15 protein-coding genes are annotated in these 15,346 nt (G+C 60.5%); 13 read left to right on the forward strand and 2 right to left on the reverse strand.

Translation table 11 applies throughout. The features are described from left to right. Positions 1-119 precede the first annotated feature (119 nt). Positions 120-1,106: an XdhC family protein gene (locus YA0848_RS23515; RefSeq protein WP_169903830.1), complete on the forward strand. Its 987-nt coding sequence runs from the start codon at positions 120-122 to the stop codon at positions 1,104-1,106. Continuing rightward, positions 1,103-1,687, forward strand: a complete 585-nt coding sequence (locus tag YA0848_RS23520) for a nucleotidyltransferase family protein (protein ID WP_040269227.1) — start codon at positions 1,103-1,105, stop codon at positions 1,685-1,687. Before YA0848_RS23515 ends, YA0848_RS23520 begins: the two co-directional genes overlap by 4 nt. A gap of 59 nt (positions 1,688-1,746) precedes the next feature. Here YA0848_RS23520 and rne read toward each other — a convergent pair whose 3' ends face one another. Beyond that, positions 1,747-4,947 (reverse strand): ribonuclease E, encoded by a 3,201-nt coding sequence (gene rne, locus YA0848_RS23525; RefSeq protein WP_082238724.1) that lies wholly within the window; start codon positions 4,945-4,947, stop codon positions 1,747-1,749. Between the two features lie 767 nt (positions 4,948-5,714). Here rne and rluC point away from each other — a divergent pair. The 3 genes from rluC to YA0848_RS23540 are packed head-to-tail and all read left to right on the forward strand — an operon-like array spanning position 5,715 to position 8,328. Next, positions 5,715-6,674, forward strand: a complete 960-nt coding sequence (rluC, locus tag YA0848_RS23530) for a 23S rRNA pseudouridine(955/2504/2580) synthase RluC (RefSeq protein ID WP_034114867.1) — start codon at positions 5,715-5,717, stop codon at positions 6,672-6,674. Beyond that, positions 6,661-7,323: an HAD-IA family hydrolase gene (locus YA0848_RS23535; protein WP_034099897.1), complete on the forward strand. Its 663-nt coding sequence runs from the start codon at positions 6,661-6,663 to the stop codon at positions 7,321-7,323. The genes rluC and YA0848_RS23535 overlap by 14 nt, the downstream gene beginning before the upstream one ends. 21 nt (positions 7,324-7,344) lie before the next feature. Next, positions 7,345-8,328, forward strand: coding sequence for a S49 family peptidase (locus tag YA0848_RS23540; RefSeq protein WP_034099896.1), 984 nt, complete (start codon positions 7,345-7,347; stop codon positions 8,326-8,328). Between the two features lie 133 nt (positions 8,329-8,461). On the opposite strand, the gene YA0848_RS23545 is transcribed toward YA0848_RS23540, so the two are convergent. Beyond that, on the reverse strand, positions 8,462-9,040 hold the full coding sequence (locus YA0848_RS23545; protein WP_169903831.1) for a Maf family protein: 579 nt from the start codon (positions 9,038-9,040) through the stop codon (positions 8,462-8,464). 105 nt (positions 9,041-9,145) lie between these two features. On the opposite strand from YA0848_RS23545, the gene YA0848_RS23550 reads away from it, so the two are divergent. The 8 genes from YA0848_RS23550 to pabC all read left to right on the forward strand — a co-directional run bounded on the left by YA0848_RS23550 (position 9,146) and on the right by pabC (position 15,346). Further along, positions 9,146-9,676 carry a YceD family protein gene (locus YA0848_RS23550; RefSeq protein WP_034099894.1) on the forward strand — a complete coding sequence of 177 codons (531 nt, stop codon included), beginning with the start codon at positions 9,146-9,148 and terminating at the stop codon, positions 9,674-9,676. Between the two features lie 13 nt (positions 9,677-9,689). Then, on the forward strand, positions 9,690-9,872 hold the full coding sequence (gene rpmF / locus YA0848_RS23555; protein WP_003179396.1) for a 50S ribosomal protein L32: 183 nt from the start codon (positions 9,690-9,692) through the stop codon (positions 9,870-9,872). A gap of 4 nt (positions 9,873-9,876) precedes the next feature. Beyond that, the gene (plsX, locus tag YA0848_RS23560; RefSeq protein WP_082136201.1) at positions 9,877-10,887 is read left to right on the forward strand and encodes a phosphate acyltransferase PlsX; all 1,011 of its coding nucleotides are present in this window, start codon (positions 9,877-9,879) and stop codon (positions 10,885-10,887) included. A 127-nt stretch (positions 10,888-11,014) separates the two neighbouring features. Further along, entirely contained in the window at positions 11,015-11,953 is a 939-nt protein-coding gene (gene fabD / locus YA0848_RS23565) for an ACP S-malonyltransferase (protein ID WP_047882809.1), read from the forward strand. Positions 11,954-11,984: 31 nt separating this feature from the next. Then, on the forward strand, positions 11,985-12,728 hold the full coding sequence (fabG, locus tag YA0848_RS23570; protein ID WP_034099891.1) for a 3-oxoacyl-ACP reductase FabG: 744 nt from the start codon (positions 11,985-11,987) through the stop codon (positions 12,726-12,728). Between the two features lie 193 nt (positions 12,729-12,921). Beyond that, entirely contained in the window at positions 12,922-13,158 is a 237-nt protein-coding gene (gene acpP / locus YA0848_RS23575) for an acyl carrier protein (RefSeq protein ID WP_016973676.1), read from the forward strand. Positions 13,159-13,286: 128 nt separating this feature from the next. Continuing rightward, positions 13,287-14,531, forward strand: a complete 1,245-nt coding sequence (gene fabF, locus YA0848_RS23580) for a beta-ketoacyl-ACP synthase II (protein ID WP_034099890.1) — start codon at positions 13,287-13,289, stop codon at positions 14,529-14,531. After that, complete coding sequence (gene pabC, locus YA0848_RS23585; protein WP_169903835.1) at positions 14,531-15,346, forward strand: aminodeoxychorismate lyase; 816 nt, start codon at positions 14,531-14,533, stop codon at positions 15,344-15,346. Before fabF ends, pabC begins: the two co-directional genes overlap by 1 nt.

Here is a 15,346-nt window from a genome sequence, read left to right on the forward strand (position 1 = left end):
CTGACGCCCCCAGCTCTGCGCAAACGCCCCGACTTGTTCGGGGCGTTTGCGTTTCTGGCGCGCGGCACCCGGGTTATTTTTTGGTTACAGTAAGCGCGATATTGCCCGCGGGAGGCTTGATGGACAGTGTGGATCTGAATGTGCTGCGCAGTGTGCTGGAGTGGCGTCGTGCCGGGCAGCGAGTGGTGTTGTACAGCGTGGTCCAGACCTGGGGCAGCGCGCCGCGTCCACCGGGCGCCATGTTGGCGCTGCGCGGCGATGGTATCGTCATCGGCTCGGTGTCTGGCGGTTGCATCGAAGATGACCTGATAGCCCGCTTGCACGACGGCCGCCTGGCGGACGACGGGCCGCCGGTGCAGTTAGTGACCTACGGCGTGACCCAGGACGAGGCCGCGCGTTTTGGCCTGCCCTGCGGCGGCACCTTGCGCCTGACCGAAGAGCGGGTGCTGGACTGGCAATGGGTCGCCGACCTGCTGGCGCGTTGCGAAGCCCATGAGATCGTCGCGCGGGAACTGAACCTGGCCACGGGCGAGGTTACCTTGAGCAGCGCCACCAAGACCGATGGCCTGAGTTTCGACGGTGAACGCTTGCGCGCCATCTATGGCCCGCGCTGGCGTCTGCTGCTGATCGGCGCCGGGCAATTGTCGCGGTACGTGGCGGAAATGGCGCGCTTGTTGGATTTCGAAGTGCTTATCTGCGATCCCCGCGAAGAGTTCGTCTACGGTTGGGAGGCGCAACGCGGGCGCTTCGTGCCCGGTATGCCCGATGAAGCGGTACTGTCTATCCAGACCGACGAGCGTACGGCCATCGTTTGCCTGACCCATGACCCGCGCCTGGACGATATGGCGCTGCTGACGGCGTTGGATTCCCGGGCGTTCTACATTGGCGCGCTGGGCTCGCGGGTCAACAGTCAGAAGCGCCGGGAGAACTTGTCGGCGCTGGGCCTGTCGGCGCAGGCGATAGCGCGGCTACATGGGCCGATCGGCTTGCATATCGGCAGTCATACGCCGTCGGAAATCGCACTGTCGCTGATGGCGGAAATTGTCGCGATCAAAAACGGTGTAGCACCGATGCAGAAAAAGCCGCTGCCGGTGGTGGCCGAATGACCGTCACCGCGATTGTGCTGGCGGCGGGGCAGGGCAGTCGTTTCCGCGCCGAGGCGGGAGCTGATCAGGATAAATTGCTGGCGCCTTGCCTGGGGCTGGACGGGGTGACGCGGCCGGTGATCGAGCAGGTGTTGGTGAATTTGCCGACGTGCGTGGTAGAGCGCTGGCTGGTGACGTCGCCGGAGCGTGCCGAGGTGATTCAGTTGGCCGAGGCACATGGGTGTAAGGTTTTGCAACTGACGTCGGCAGGCATGGGCGACAGTATCGCAGCGGCGGTAGCGGCCAGCGCTACGGCCGAAGGTTGGTTGGTGGTACTGGGGGATATGCCCTTTATCCAGTCATCCAGCATCGAGCAAGTGATTCAGGGGCTGCCGGAGCAGGGCATTCGCGTGCCAGTGCAGGATGGCCGTTATGGTCACCCTGTGGCGTTTGGGCGTGACTTCGGGCCGGGGTTGAAGGCGCTAGCGGGTGATCGAGGTGCCAGGCTCTTGTTTACACCGACGGCTGTGAGGGAGGTGCCGGTGAATGATCCAGGCGTGTTATGGGATGTGGATGTACCAGAGCGACTGAATTACCGCTGATCCGATATAAAAAAGCCCCGCCTGATCACTCAGGCGGGGCTTTTTAGTGGCGGTTGGAATCAGACGAGAGGTTTAGGCTCGTGTTCTTCTTCCTGAACTTTGCGCTCGGCCACTTCTTCGACAGCAGAGTGCTCAGTCACGGTTTCTGCAGCCGGGGCTGGCGCCTCGACAGCTTCAACCACAGCCGGTGCAGCAGCTGCCGCAGCGGCGGCCGCCTCGGCTTCCTTGCGACGACGACGCACTTCACGCGGGTCGTTCGGCGCACGGCCGTTTTCGGTCAAGGCGCTGGCCGGTGCGGCTTCAACTACCGGCGCGGCGACTTCGGCAACCACGGGCGCTTCAACCACAGGCGCAGGTTCAGCCACCGGAGCGGCCTCCACCACGGGTGCAGGCTCGGCAACTACCACTTCGGCAACCGGTGCCGGTGCTTCTTCCGCCGCCGGCGCAGGCGCTTCAACCGGCGCAGCAGGTTCGGCGGTCCACTGGAAGGCGGTCTGTTCTTCACGAACTTCGCGCACTGCCGGGGCGGCTTCTTCTACAGCCGGCGCTTGTGCAGCGGCTTCAACCACGGGTTCAGGCTCAGCCACTGGCGCCACTTCAACCGCAACCACGTCGGTCACTGGCTGGGCGTCGCGAACCGGTGCGACTTCCACTTCCGGTACCACGGGGGCTTCGATCGGAGTTGTTGCTTCTACTACCGGCGCTTCAACTGCTGGGGTCTGCACCACAGGCGTTTCGGCGACAACGGTGTCCTCGACAGCGGCGGTAGCGCGTTCAGCCTGCTGATGAGCCTGGGCTTCAGCCGGTGCACTGATAACCGAGCTGGCAACCGCTGCGGTAACGGCCAGACCTGCAGCCAGTTCAGTAGTGGTCGGCTCGCTGTTGGCGCCTTCGGTGTTCTCGCCGGTCTCTTCCGAGCCTTCGATCACATTGCCGTTGGCATCACGCTGACGCTCACGACGGTTGCTGCGACGACGCTGGCCACGGGAGCGGCGGCGTGGACGATCGCCTTCGGCGTTGTCCTGACCGTCTTCCTGCAGCTGCTCTTCGCCGGTCAGCACTTCCTCTTCGCTTGCGGCAGCGGCCTGCTCGGCGCGCGGTTGACGCTCTTCACGCGGGGCACGAGGCTGGCGTTCTTCTCGTGGCGCACGCTCTTCGCGAGGCGCACGGGCTGGGCGTTCTTCGGTGGCAGCAGCAGCGGCAACGGCCGGGGCGGCATCCAGAGGCTCGCGCAGTTCACGCACACGCTCTTCACGCTCACCGCGAGGCTTGCGATCTTCACGCGGGGCACGCGGCGTACGTGGCGCGCGCTCTTCACGCGGTGCACGCTCTTCGCGGGCTACGGTCGGAGTGTCTTCGCGGGCTTCACGAGGCTGACGCTCTTCACGCGGCGCACGTTCTTCACGCGGTGCACGCTCTTCGCGAGGCTTGCGCTCTTCGTCACGGCGACCGTTGCGGTTACGGCTTTGCTGGCGACCGTTGCGACGCTCTTCGTTGCGCGCTGGGCGCTCGGCGGCAGGTTTTTCGACGACGACCGGTGCGACAGGCTCTTCCTTGGTGGCGAACAAGCTAACCAGGGATTTCACCAGGCCTTTGAACAGGCTTGGTTCAGGCATCGCGGCTGGTGCGGCAACCGGTGCAGCGGCCTCAACCGGAACCGGTGCGTTGGCACGGGCTGGAGCGGTCTTCACGGCGGCTTCCTGGCGGACCAGGGTGCGGGTTGCGGCGGCTGGCTGGACTTCTTCCACCTCGGCAGCGGCAGCAGCGATTTCGTAGCTGGACTGACCGCTGTGGGCTTCCGGGCTGTCATCACGCAGACGCTGCACTTCGAAGTGCGGCGTTTCGAGATGGTCGTTCGGCAGGATCACGATACGAGCGCGGGTACGCAGTTCGATCTTAGTGATCGAGTTGCGTTTTTCGTTGAGCAGGAACGCGGCCACCGGGATCGGCACCTGGGCGCGGACTTCGGCGGTACGGTCCTTCAGGGCTTCTTCTTCGATAAGGCGCAGGATTGCTAGCGACAGCGATTCAACGTCACGGATGATGCCGGTGCCGTTGCAACGCGGGCAGACGATGCCGCTGCTCTCGCCCAGGGAAGGACGCAGGCGCTGACGGGACATTTCCAGCAGGCCGAAGCGCGAGATGCGGCCCACTTGCACGCGGGCACGGTCGGCTTCGAGGCATTCGCGGACTTTTTCTTCCACGGCGCGCTGGTTCTTGGCCGGGGTCATGTCGATGAAGTCGATCACGATCAGGCCGCCGATGTCGCGCAGGCGCAGCTGGCGGGCAATTTCTTCGGCCGCTTCCAGGTTGGTCTGCAGGGCGGTTTCTTCGATGTCGCTACCTTTCGTGGCGCGCGCCGAGTTGATGTCGATGGACACCAGGGCTTCGGTCGGGTCGATCACGATGGAGCCGCCGGAAGGCAGTTCGACCACGCGCTGGAAAGCGGTCTCGATCTGGCTTTCGATCTGGAAACGGTTGAACAGTGGGACGCTGTCTTCGTACAGCTTGATCTTGCTGGCGTACTGCGGCATCACCTGGCGGATGAAGGTCAGGGCTTCGTCTTGGGCTTCGACGCTGTCGATCAGCACTTCGCCGATGTCCTGGCGCAGGTAGTCGCGGATGGCGCGGATGATTACGTTGCTTTCCTGGTAGATCAGGAACGGCGCGGAACGATCCAGCGAGGCTTCCTTGATGGCAGTCCACAGTTGCAGCAGGTAATCGAGGTCCCACTGCATCTCTTCGCTGCTGCGACCCAGGCCGGCAGTGCGCACGATCAGGCCCATGTCGGCCGGGGCGATCAGGCCGTTGAGCGCTTCACGCAGTTCGTTGCGCTCTTCGCCTTCGATGCGGCGGGAGATGCCGCCGGCGCGCGGATTGTTCGGCATCAGTACCAAGTAGCGGCCGGCCAGGCTGATGAAGGTGGTCAGGGCGGCGCCCTTGTTGCCACGTTCTTCTTTTTCCACCTGAACGATGACTTCCTGGCCTTCGCTCAGGACGTCCTTGATGTTCACGCGGCCTTCTGGGGCTTTCTTGAAGTATTCGCGGGAGATTTCTTTGAGGGGCAGGAAGCCGTGGCGCTCGGAGCCGAAATCGACAAAGGCAGCCTCAAGGCTTGGTTCGATGCGAGTAATACGGCCTTTATAGATGTTGGCCTTTTTTTGCTCGCGTGCACCGGATTCGATGTCCAGGTCGTAGAGGCGTTGGCCATCTACCAGTGCAACACGCAACTCTTCGGGTTGAGTTGCGTTAATCAGCATTCTTTTCATGTTGTACCGTCGGTTTCCGGGCTGCCGGAAACGGCGTTCGGCACACACGACTTCTCACGGTCGGTGTCAGGTGCGTCAAGAGTGGTTGGCCACTCCAGTGTCCAGCAAAACCTGCCAATTGGGCGGGAGTCGCGACGGACGCGTCCTGCTTGTTAGCGGCGGTGACAAAGGCACCGCTTCAACAAAAGCTAAGGTCAGGAGGAGGAATCAACCGGCGACTGTGGACGAGATGAAGCGTCTAAATATAAGCCTAGTGCTACACGGTCCGACGGTTGTGCATCTCCACCCTACACGTATCCCTGATAATTCGGGTGCTGCCGCGCGCAGAATCCGCAGCGGGTTGGCATTTACCGTGTTCTCCAATGGGGAGTCCACGCTCATGGCTAAACAGGCCTGAATGAAAACGACTGCGCTCTCACTCAGCTCTTAACAGGCGTTGTTTCCGAAGCATTCGCCATGGTCTGGCTCAAAACTGACTGCACTTTGTGAACTGGCCGTAAATATCGGCGCCAAACGCGAGTATTCACTCTGCTTTTGGCACTCGCTTCAGGCCTCATGTCACCTGCGCTTGTTACAACTTTGAGCTTTCCAGGGTGGCAAACGCCCCGTAGGACGGCCTCGCGTCCTGATGAATTGCGATGGTCAGGGCCGGCAGTTTGCCGCAAGTCCTCTGGCCAGGCCGCTTTTGGCGGCGTTCGCGACTATAGCAGTAATGATTAAGTGCTTCAATTCCATAAAAAATTGTTATCATCGCCGCCATGACGACTACCGCCCCCCCGACCCCCAGCGTTCAGCTGCTTGAGGTCTCGCCGGAATATGCCGGCCAACGCATCGACAATTTTCTCCTGGCCAGGCTCAAAGGCGTGCCCAAGACCTTGATTTACCGCATCTTGCGTAAAGGCGAAGTGCGCGTGAACAAGGGGCGGATCAAGCCCGAGTATAAATTGCAGGCGGGCGATATCGTCCGTGTGCCGCCGGTTCGGGTGCCTGAGCGCGACGAGCCGGTGCCGCTGGCACAAGGCCTGCTTCAGCGCTTGGAAGCATCGATAGTCTTCGAAGACAACAAGCTGATCGTGATCAACAAGCCCTGCGGCATTGCGGTGCACGGCGGCAGCGGCCTGAATTTCGGCGTGATCGAAGCCTTTCGTCAGTTGCGCCCGGATGCCAAGGAGTTGGAATTGGTGCACCGTCTGGACCGCGACACCTCTGGCCTGCTGATGATCGCCAAAAAACGCAGCATGCTGCGTCATCTGCATACCGCTCTGCGCGGCGATGGCGTGGATAAGCGCTACATGGCGCTGGTGCGGGGCCACTGGGCCAGTTCGATCAAGAGCGTTCGTGCGCCGTTGCAGAAGAGCAACTTGCGCTCCGGCGAGCGCATGGTGGAGGTGGACGAGGAGGGCAAAGAGGCGCTGACTCTGTTCAAGGTACTGCGCCGCTTCGGCGACTTCGCCACGCTGGTGGAGGCCAAACCCGTTACCGGGCGTACCCACCAGATCCGCGTGCACACCCTGCACGCTGGTCACTGCATTGCCGGTGACACCAAGTATGGCGATGAAGATTTTTCCAAGGAAATTCGCGATCTGGGCGGTAAACGCCTGTTCCTTCACGCCTATATGCTGACCGTGCCGCTGCCCGATGGCGGTGAGCTCAAGCTGCAGGCGCCGGTTGATGAGATGTGGGCCAAGACCGTGGAGCGTTTGAGTGTCGCACCGTGACTACAAACTGCTGATTTTCGATTGGGATGGGACCCTGGCCAACTCCATTGGTCGCATCGTCGAATCGATGCACATGGCCTCGACCCGCTCGGGGTTCGAGCTGTGCAGCGACCGGGCGGTCAAAGGCATCATCGGCCTGGGCTTGCCTGAGGCGATTCGTACCTTGTATCCGCAGATCGCCGATCAAGAGTTGCTCGCATTCCGTGAGCACTACGCCGATCACTACATTGCGCTGGAGGCCGAACCTTCGCCTCTGTTCGAGGGTGTGCGCCAATCCCTGGAGGCGTTCCGTGCCGATGGCTACCACTTGGCTGTCGCCACCGGCAAGGCCCGTCGCGGTTTGGATCGGGTACTCAAGGCCCACGGTTTTGAAGATTATTTCGATATCACCCGCGCAGCCGATGAAACCGCCAGCAAGCCTCACCCTCTGATGTTGGAGGAGATTCTGGCCCATTGCGCTGTTTCCCCGCGTGAGGCGTTGATGGTGGGGGATGCGTCCTTTGACCTGATGATGGCGCGCAATGCGGGTATGGACAGTGTGGCCGTCAGTTACGGCGCGCAGTCGCCCGAGGCGTTGCAGCAGTACGAGCCCAGGGTCACGATCGATCATTTTTCTGAATTGCACGCCTGGCTCAATCGGGCTCAATAAGTCTTTGCTGGGGTTTATGGCATGAGTGACGAGTGGAAAGCGCCCGAAAAGGCTGAAAGCAGCGACGACAAAAGCTGGAAACTGCTGGAGAAAACCCTGCTGGCCAGTGTGCAGGAGCAGCGTCGCTCGCGGCGCTGGGGGATTTTCTTCAAGCTGCTGACCTTCACTTACTTGTTGATCATGCTGGCGCTGTTCAGTCCATTAATGGATATGGAGAAAAGCGCGACCCGTAGTGCCAACTACACCGCGCTGATCGAAGTGCGTGGGGTGATTGCCGATAAAGAGCCTGCCAGTGCAGACAATATTGTCAGCAGTCTGCGCGCCGCGTTCGAAGACACCAAGGTCAAGGGCGTGATCCTGCGCATCAACAGCCCGGGCGGCAGTCCTGTGCAGTCGGGCTATGTGTATGACGAGATTCGTCGTCTGCGCGCTCTGCATCCGGACATCAAGCTGTACGCGGTGATCTCTGATCTTGGCGCCTCCGGTGCCTACTACATTGCCAGCGCGGCTGACCAGATTTACGCCGACAAGGCCAGTCTAGTGGGCTCCATAGGCGTGACGGCGGCCGGTTACGGGTTTGTCGGTACCATGGAGAAGCTTGGCGTGGAGCGCCGTACCTACACCTCGGGTGAGCACAAAGCGTTTCTTGACCCGTTTCAGCCGCAGAAGCCCGATGAAACGCAGTTCTGGCAGAGCGTGCTTGATACCACTCATCGCCAGTTCATTGCCAGCGTCAAGCAGGGCCGAGGCGATCGTCTGAAGGACAAGGAGCACCCTGAGTTGTTTTCCGGCCTGGTCTGGTCCGGCGAGCAGGCGTTGCCGTTGGGCTTGATCGACGGCTTGGGCAGTGCCAGTTCGGTGGCGCGGGATGTGATTGGTGAGAAAGAACTGGTGGACTTCACTGTTGAAGAGTCGCCGTTCGATCGGTTCTCCAAGAAGCTCGGCGCCAGCGTGGCTGAAAAACTGGCGCTCTATATGGGCTTTCAAGGTCCGACGTTGCGTTGAGATAGTCAGGCTGACATAGCCAAGATGTGGGAGGGGAAGGGCCTGCCCCTGATTGCTGTGGTGCTACAGACAGATTGGCTGATCCAATACTGTCGGGAGAAAGCTCCCTCTCACAATGGGTTTTGCGGTGTTCTTAAGGGACCTGCACGCCTTCGTTGAGCAGCATGTCCACCAGTCGAATCAGGGGTAAACCGACGAGGCTGGTGGCATCCGGCCCCTCGGTGCTCTGGAACAGGCTCACGCCCAAGCCTTCAGCTTTGAAGCTGCCCGCGCAGTCAAATGGTTGCTCGATGCGCAGGTAGCGCTCGATGCGCTCAATGTCCAGCTCGCGCATATGCACGGTAAAAGGCACGCAGTCGACTTGGCAGTGGCCGGTTTCGCTGTTGAGCAATGCCAGTCCGGTAAGAAAGCTGACACGCTTGCCGCTTGCCGCCAGCAACTGCTCGCGGGCGTTCTCGAATGTATGCGGCTTGCCGATGATCCGGCCGTCGAGCGCGGCCACCTGGTCCGAACCGATAATCAAATGCCCCGGATAGCTGGCAACCAACGCTCGGGCCTTCTCTTCGGCCAGGCGTTTGACCAGCTCCACCGCCAGCTCATTTGGACGATGGCTTTCATCGATATCCGGAGAGCTGCAGATGAAGGGTAGGTGCAGGCGGTTCAACAATTGCTGGCGATAAACCGAGCTGGATGCGAGTAATAAAGGCAGCATGGGCGACTCCTCAGGGCAGGCCGGGATTCTAGCGGGGTGACCGGCTGACGCACAGGGCTGAATTTCCTTTGACATGGCCGGGTGCATCCCTATAATGCTGCGCCTATGTTGAATGACCCGATTCCACCTCACGTTGACCCGCGCAAATTGGCTGATCGTGGCACCTCCCTTCAAGGTGAAGTGCTGCTGGCCGATTTGGAGAGACTCTGCGACCCGCTTTCCGACACTGTCGGTACGGTGCAGGCCAAATTCGTTTTTGAACGAGATGAACGTAAATCTGTGGTAATTCACAGCTTTATCGACACCGAAGTCAAAATGGTTTGCCAGCGTTGTCTTGAGCTGGTCACCCTGCCGATCCACAGCGAATGCAGTTACGCCGTGGTGAAGGAGGGTGCGAATACCCAGTCGTTGCCGAAAGGTTATGACGTGCTGGAACTGGGCGAAGATCCTTTGGATCTGCATGCACTGATCGAGGAGGAGCTTCTGCTCGCCTTGCCCATTGTGCCTGCTCATCATCCGGAAGAATGCCAGCAGCCGGCGGGCCTCGATGACGAGCCCGAACCGAGCGAGGACGAGGTAACGCGGTCCAACCCGTTCAGTGTATTGGCGCAGTTAAAGCGTGACCCAAACGTTTAGGAGTTAATCAATTATGGCTGTTCAGCAGAACAAAAAATCCCGCTCCGCTCGTGACATGCGCCGTTCGCACGACGCTCTCGAGGCAAGCACTCTGTCCGTGGAAAAGACCACTGGTGAAGTTCACCTGCGTCACCACGTATCGCCAGAAGGCGTATACCGTGGCCGTAAAGTGATCGACAAGGGCGCTGACGAGTAATCACTTGTCTGCTCTCGTCATCGCGATTGACGCAATGGGCGGGGACTTCGGTCCCCGCAGCATTGTTCAGGCCTGCGTTGCCAGCCTGTCTGCAACACCCTCGCTGCACCTGACCCTTGTCGGTCAACCCTCCCTTCTTGAAGAACTGATTGCCAGCCATCCGGCGGTGGATCGCGCGCGCCTGAGCATTGTGCCGGCCAGCGAAACCATCACGATGGATGAAAAACCGGCGGCGGCCCTGCGCGGTAAACCTGACTCTTCGATGCGGGTGGCCCTGGAATTGTTGCGCGACGGCAAGGTGCAGGCCTGTGTCAGCGCCGGCAATACCGGGGCCTTGATGGCGTTGTCGCGGCATGTGCTCAAGACTTTGCCTGGGATCGACCGGCCTGCCATGGTGGCGGCGATTCCCACGCAAACAGGCTATTGCCAGTTGCTGGACCTCGGGGCAAATGTGGATTGCACTGCTGAGCACTTGTTCCAGTTCTCTGTGATGGGCTCGGTGGCGGCGGAGGCCCTGGGAGTGGCCCGCCCGCGCGTGGCGCTGTTGAACATCGGCACCGAAGACATCAAGGGCAACCAGCAGGTCAAGCTCGCCGCGGCCTTGTTGCAACAAGCGCGGGGCTTGAATTACATCGGTTTCGTCGAAGGTGACGGTTTGTACCGGGGCGAAGCGGACGTGGTGGTGTGCGACGGCTTTGTGGGTAACATCCTGCTTAAATCCAGCGAAGGGCTGGCGACTATGATTGCCACACGCATCGAGTCGTTGTTCAGACAGAGCCTGGTCTCGCGTCTGGTGGGCGCTTTGGCGCTGCCATTGATGCGTCGCCTGCAGGCTGATCTGGCGCCGGCGCGGCATAACGGTGCGAGTTTTCTGGGCTTGCAAGGCATTGTGGTGAAAAGTCACGGTTCGGCGGGGGTGGAAGGTTTTCAGAGTGCGATTGCCCGCGCGGTGATCGAGATCCAGGAAAACCTGCCGCAACGCCTGCACGGCCGTCTCGGGGATCTGTTGCCTTAGGCGAATTGGTCCAGGAATGCTTAAATGTGACCGACCAGTTCAATTGACCATCCAATCTGTCAGTTTCGTGCGCTCCCACCGTAGGAGCGATCATTTTCCGACGACCAGATCATTAGGGGCTTGTTACATGTCTACATCCCTCGCATTCGTCTTTCCAGGGCAGGGTTCGCAGTCCCTCGGCATGTTGGCCGAGCTGGGCGCGCAATACCCGTTGATCCTGGACACTTTCAAGGAAGCTTCCGATGCCTTGGGTTACGACCTGTGGGCACTGACCCAACAGGGGCCGGAAGAGCAACTCAATCAAACCGATAAAACCCAACCGGCGATTCTGACTGCCTCGGTTGCCCTGTGGCGCTTGTGGCTGTCAGAGGGCGGCGCGCGTCCCGCATTCGTCGCCGGTCACAGTCTGGGCGAATACAGCGCGCTGGTGGCGGCGGGCAGCCTGACCCTCGGTGAAGCGGTCAAGCTGGTCGAGCGTCGTGGCCAGTTGATGCAAGAGGCCGTTCCGGCCGGGCAGGGCGGCATGGCCGCTATCCTGGGTCTGGACGACGCGGTGGTGATCGAAGCCTGCGCCGAAGCCGCTCAGGGCGAAGTGGTCAGCGCTGTCAACTTCAACTCCCCTGGCCAGGTGGTGATTGCCGGTGCCAAGGCCGCCGTCGAGCGCGCCATTGAGGGTTGCAAGGCGCGTGGTGCCAAGCGTGCGCTGCCGTTGCCGGTGAGCGTGCCGTCCCATTGCGAGCTGATGCGTCCGGCGGCCGAGCGTTTTGCCGAGTCCATCGCTGCGATCAACTGGCAGGCGCCGCAGATCCCGTTGGTACAGAACGTCAGCGCAGCGGTAGTGGCCGACCTCGACACCCTCAAGCGCGACCTGCTGGAGCAGCTCTACAAGCCGGTGCGTTGGGTTGAGTCGGTTCAGACCCTGGCCGCCAACGGCGCCACCGAGCTGGTTGAGTGCGGTCCGGGCAAGGTCCTGGCTGGCCTGAACAAGCGCTGCGCCGATGGCGTCTCGACATCCAACCTCAATACCCCGGATGCCTTCGCTGCCGCTCGCGCGGCACTGGCCTGAACCCTGAATTCCGAACTTAGGAGAAGCCTGCATGAGTCTGCAAGGTAAAGTTGCACTGGTTACCGGCGCAAGCCGTGGCATTGGTCAGGCGATCGCCCTGGAACTGGGCCGTCAGGGCGCCGTCGTGATCGGCACCGCCACTTCCGCTTCGGGCGCCGAGCGTATTGCCGCGACCCTGAAGGAAAACGGCGTTCAGGGCACTGGCCTTGAACTGAACGTGACCAATGATGAGTCCGTGGCTGCTGTACTGGCCGAGATCACTGCACAGTTCGGTGCGCCGTCGATCCTGGTAAACAACGCCGGTATCACCCGCGACAACCTGATGATGCGCATGAAAGACGACGAGTGGTACGACGTGGTCGATACCAACTTGAACAGTCTGTTCCGCCTGTCCAAGGGCGTTTTGCGCGGCATGACCAAGGCGCGCTGGGGCCGAATTATCAATATTGGTTCCGTAGTGGGTGCCATGGGCAACGCAGGCCAAGTAAACTACGCAGCCGCCAAGGCCGGCCTGGAAGGTTTCAGCCGCGCACTGGCGCGTGAAGTCGGTTCGCGCTCGATTACGGTCAACTCGGTAGCCCCAGGGTTCATCGACACCGATATGACACGCGAACTGCCGGAAGCACAGCGTGAAGCCTTGCTGACGCAGATTCCGCTGGGCCGTCTGGGCCAGGCTCAAGAGATCGCGAATGTGGTCACTTTCCTGGCATCTGACGGTGCGGCATACGTGACTGGGGCTACAATCCCGGTGAACGGCGGGATGTACATGAGTTAAATTGTGACGGATCGCTTCAAAAAAATGTCATACGAGCTGTCTAAAATCCGTTATAAAGCTGCAACTTAATTTATAGGCAGAGGGTCGTTCGGGGTACAGGGTGAAGCTTTCAGTTGAAAAGCTGAAAAGGCTTTCTATACACTTACCCACTGGCCAGCTGCCTGAATTTGTCCATTAGGAGTGAAAACAAGGTATGAGCACCATCGAAGAGCGCGTCAAGAAAATCGTTGCCGAGCAACTGGGTGTTAAAGAAGAAGAAGTGACCAACAGCGCTTCCTTCGTTGAAGACCTGGGTGCCGACTCCCTTGACACCGTTGAGCTGGTGATGGCTCTGGAAGAGGAATTCGAGACCGAAATCCCGGACGAAGAAGCTGAAAAAATCACTACTGTTCAAGCTGCTATCGACTACGTTACTGCCCACCAGGCGTAATAGTTTGTAGTCGTCGCTTGCTGTCAGGGAAAAACCGCACTGCTGTAACGGCGTGCGGTTTTTTCTTTAGCTCCAATGAAAAGTGAGCGCTGAAGCAAAGTGTCGTCATCAAGAAAAAGGAGAGTGCTGTGTCGCGTAGACGCGTCGTAGTCACCGGTATGGGTATGTTGTCGCCACTGGGTACAGATGTGCCGAGCAGTTGGCAGGGCATTCTGGCTGGCCGCAGTGGTATTGGTCTGATCGAACACACGGACCTTTCTGCCTATTCCACCCGTTTTGGCGGCTCGGTAAAGGGGTTCAACGTCGAGGAATATCTCTCGATCAAAGAGTCCCGCAAACTCGACCTGTTCATTCAATACGGTTTGGCCGCTGGTTTTCAGGCAGTGCGTAATGCTGGCTTGGAAGTCACTGACGCCAACCGTGAGCGTATCGGCGTAGCCATGGGTTCGGGCATTGGCGGTTTGACCAATATCGAAGAAACCAGCCGCACGCTGCATGAGACGGGCCCACGTCGGATTTCGCCGTTCTTCGTGCCAGGCTCGATCATCAATATGATTTCCGGCTTCCTGTCCATCCACCTGGGCGCACAGGGACCCAACTACGCAATTGCCACGGCCTGCACCACGGGCACCCACTGCATCGGCATGGCGGCGCGCAACATTGCCTATGACGAGGCGGACGTGATGATTGCCGGCGGCGCCGAAATGGCCGCCTGCGGCCTTGGCATGGGTGGCTTCGGTGCCTCTCGTGCGCTGTCGACCCGCAACGATGAGCCGACCCGCGCCAGTCGTCCCTGGGACAAGGGCCGTGATGGCTTCGTGCTGTCCGACGGTGCCGGTGCCTTGGTATTGGAAGAGCTGGAACACGCCAAGGCGCGTGGTGCCACCATCTATGCCGAACTGATTGGCTTTGGCATGAGTGGCGACGCCTACCACATGACTTCGCCACCGTCCGATGGTGCTGGCGCCGCGCGCTGCATCACCAATGCGTTGCGTGATGCAAAGGTCAATGCCGACCAGGTGCAGTACATCAACGCTCATGGTACCTCGACCCCGACCGGCGACCTGGCGGAAGCCGAGGCCATCAAGTCGGTGTTCGGCGAGCACGCCTACAAGCTGGCGGTCAGCTCCACCAAGTCCATGACCGGTCACCTCTTGGGTGCGGCGGGCGCGGTTGAGGCGATCTTCAGCGTGATGGCCATCAAGGATCAGGTCGCACCGCCGACCATCAACCTGGATGAGCCGGACGAAGGCTGCGACCTGAACTTCGTGCCTCACGAAGCCCAGCCGATGCCGATCGATGTCGCCATCTCCAACTCGTTTGGCTTTGGTGGCACCAACGGCTCCCTGGTGTTCCGCCGGTTCGCCGAGTGATGCACTGCTGGGTCGACGGTCAGCCAGCGGACACCGTGCCCCTGAAAGACCGGGGCCTGGCATACGGCGATGGTCTATTCGAGACCATTGCCGTCAAGGCCGGGCGGCCCGTGCTGCTCGACCGACATCTGCAGCGCCTGGAAGAGGGTTGCCGGCGCCTCGCTTTAAAGGTCGACCACCGCCTTGTACGCAATGAAGTGCTGGCCTACGCCGCCGGCCTCGGCGAAGGCGTTCTCAAGTTGATTCTCACCCGTGGCGACAGCCTGCGCGGTTACGGCATGAACCCTGACGCAGCGGTGCGTCGCATTGTGCAGGGCAGCCCGCCCGCCTCCTATCCCCTGGCCCATGGAATCGACGGCATTCGTTTGTTTTCGTGTGCTACTCGTCTGGCCGAGCAACCGCTATTGGCCGGTCTCAAACACCTGAACCGGCTGGAACAAGTGATTGCCCGTGCCGAATGGCAGGACTCCGAGCATGCCGAAGGCTTGATGCTGGATATGTCCGAACGTGTCATCGAAGGCGTGTTCAGTAATTTATTTATCGTAAGCAACGGTTTGTTACTAACCGCCGATCTGAAGCGTTGCGGGGTTGCTGGCGTCATGCGTGCCGAGATTCTGGCTCAGGCCGAAGCGCTGGGCATCCCGGTGGCCGTGGCCGACATCAATGTCGAGCAGTTACGGCAGGCGGACGAAGTCTTCGTCTGCAACAGCGTTTATGGCATTTGGCCGGTGCGTGAGTGCGCGGCGATGAGCTGGTCGGTTGGCCCGCTCACCCGTAAACTGCAGGGCATTGTTCGCGCCCTATTGGATATTTGA

This window comes from Pseudomonas sp. S4_EA_1b (genome assembly GCF_016307435.1).
GTDB classification, from domain to species: domain Bacteria; phylum Pseudomonadota; class Gammaproteobacteria; order Pseudomonadales; family Pseudomonadaceae; genus Aquipseudomonas; species Aquipseudomonas rhodesiae.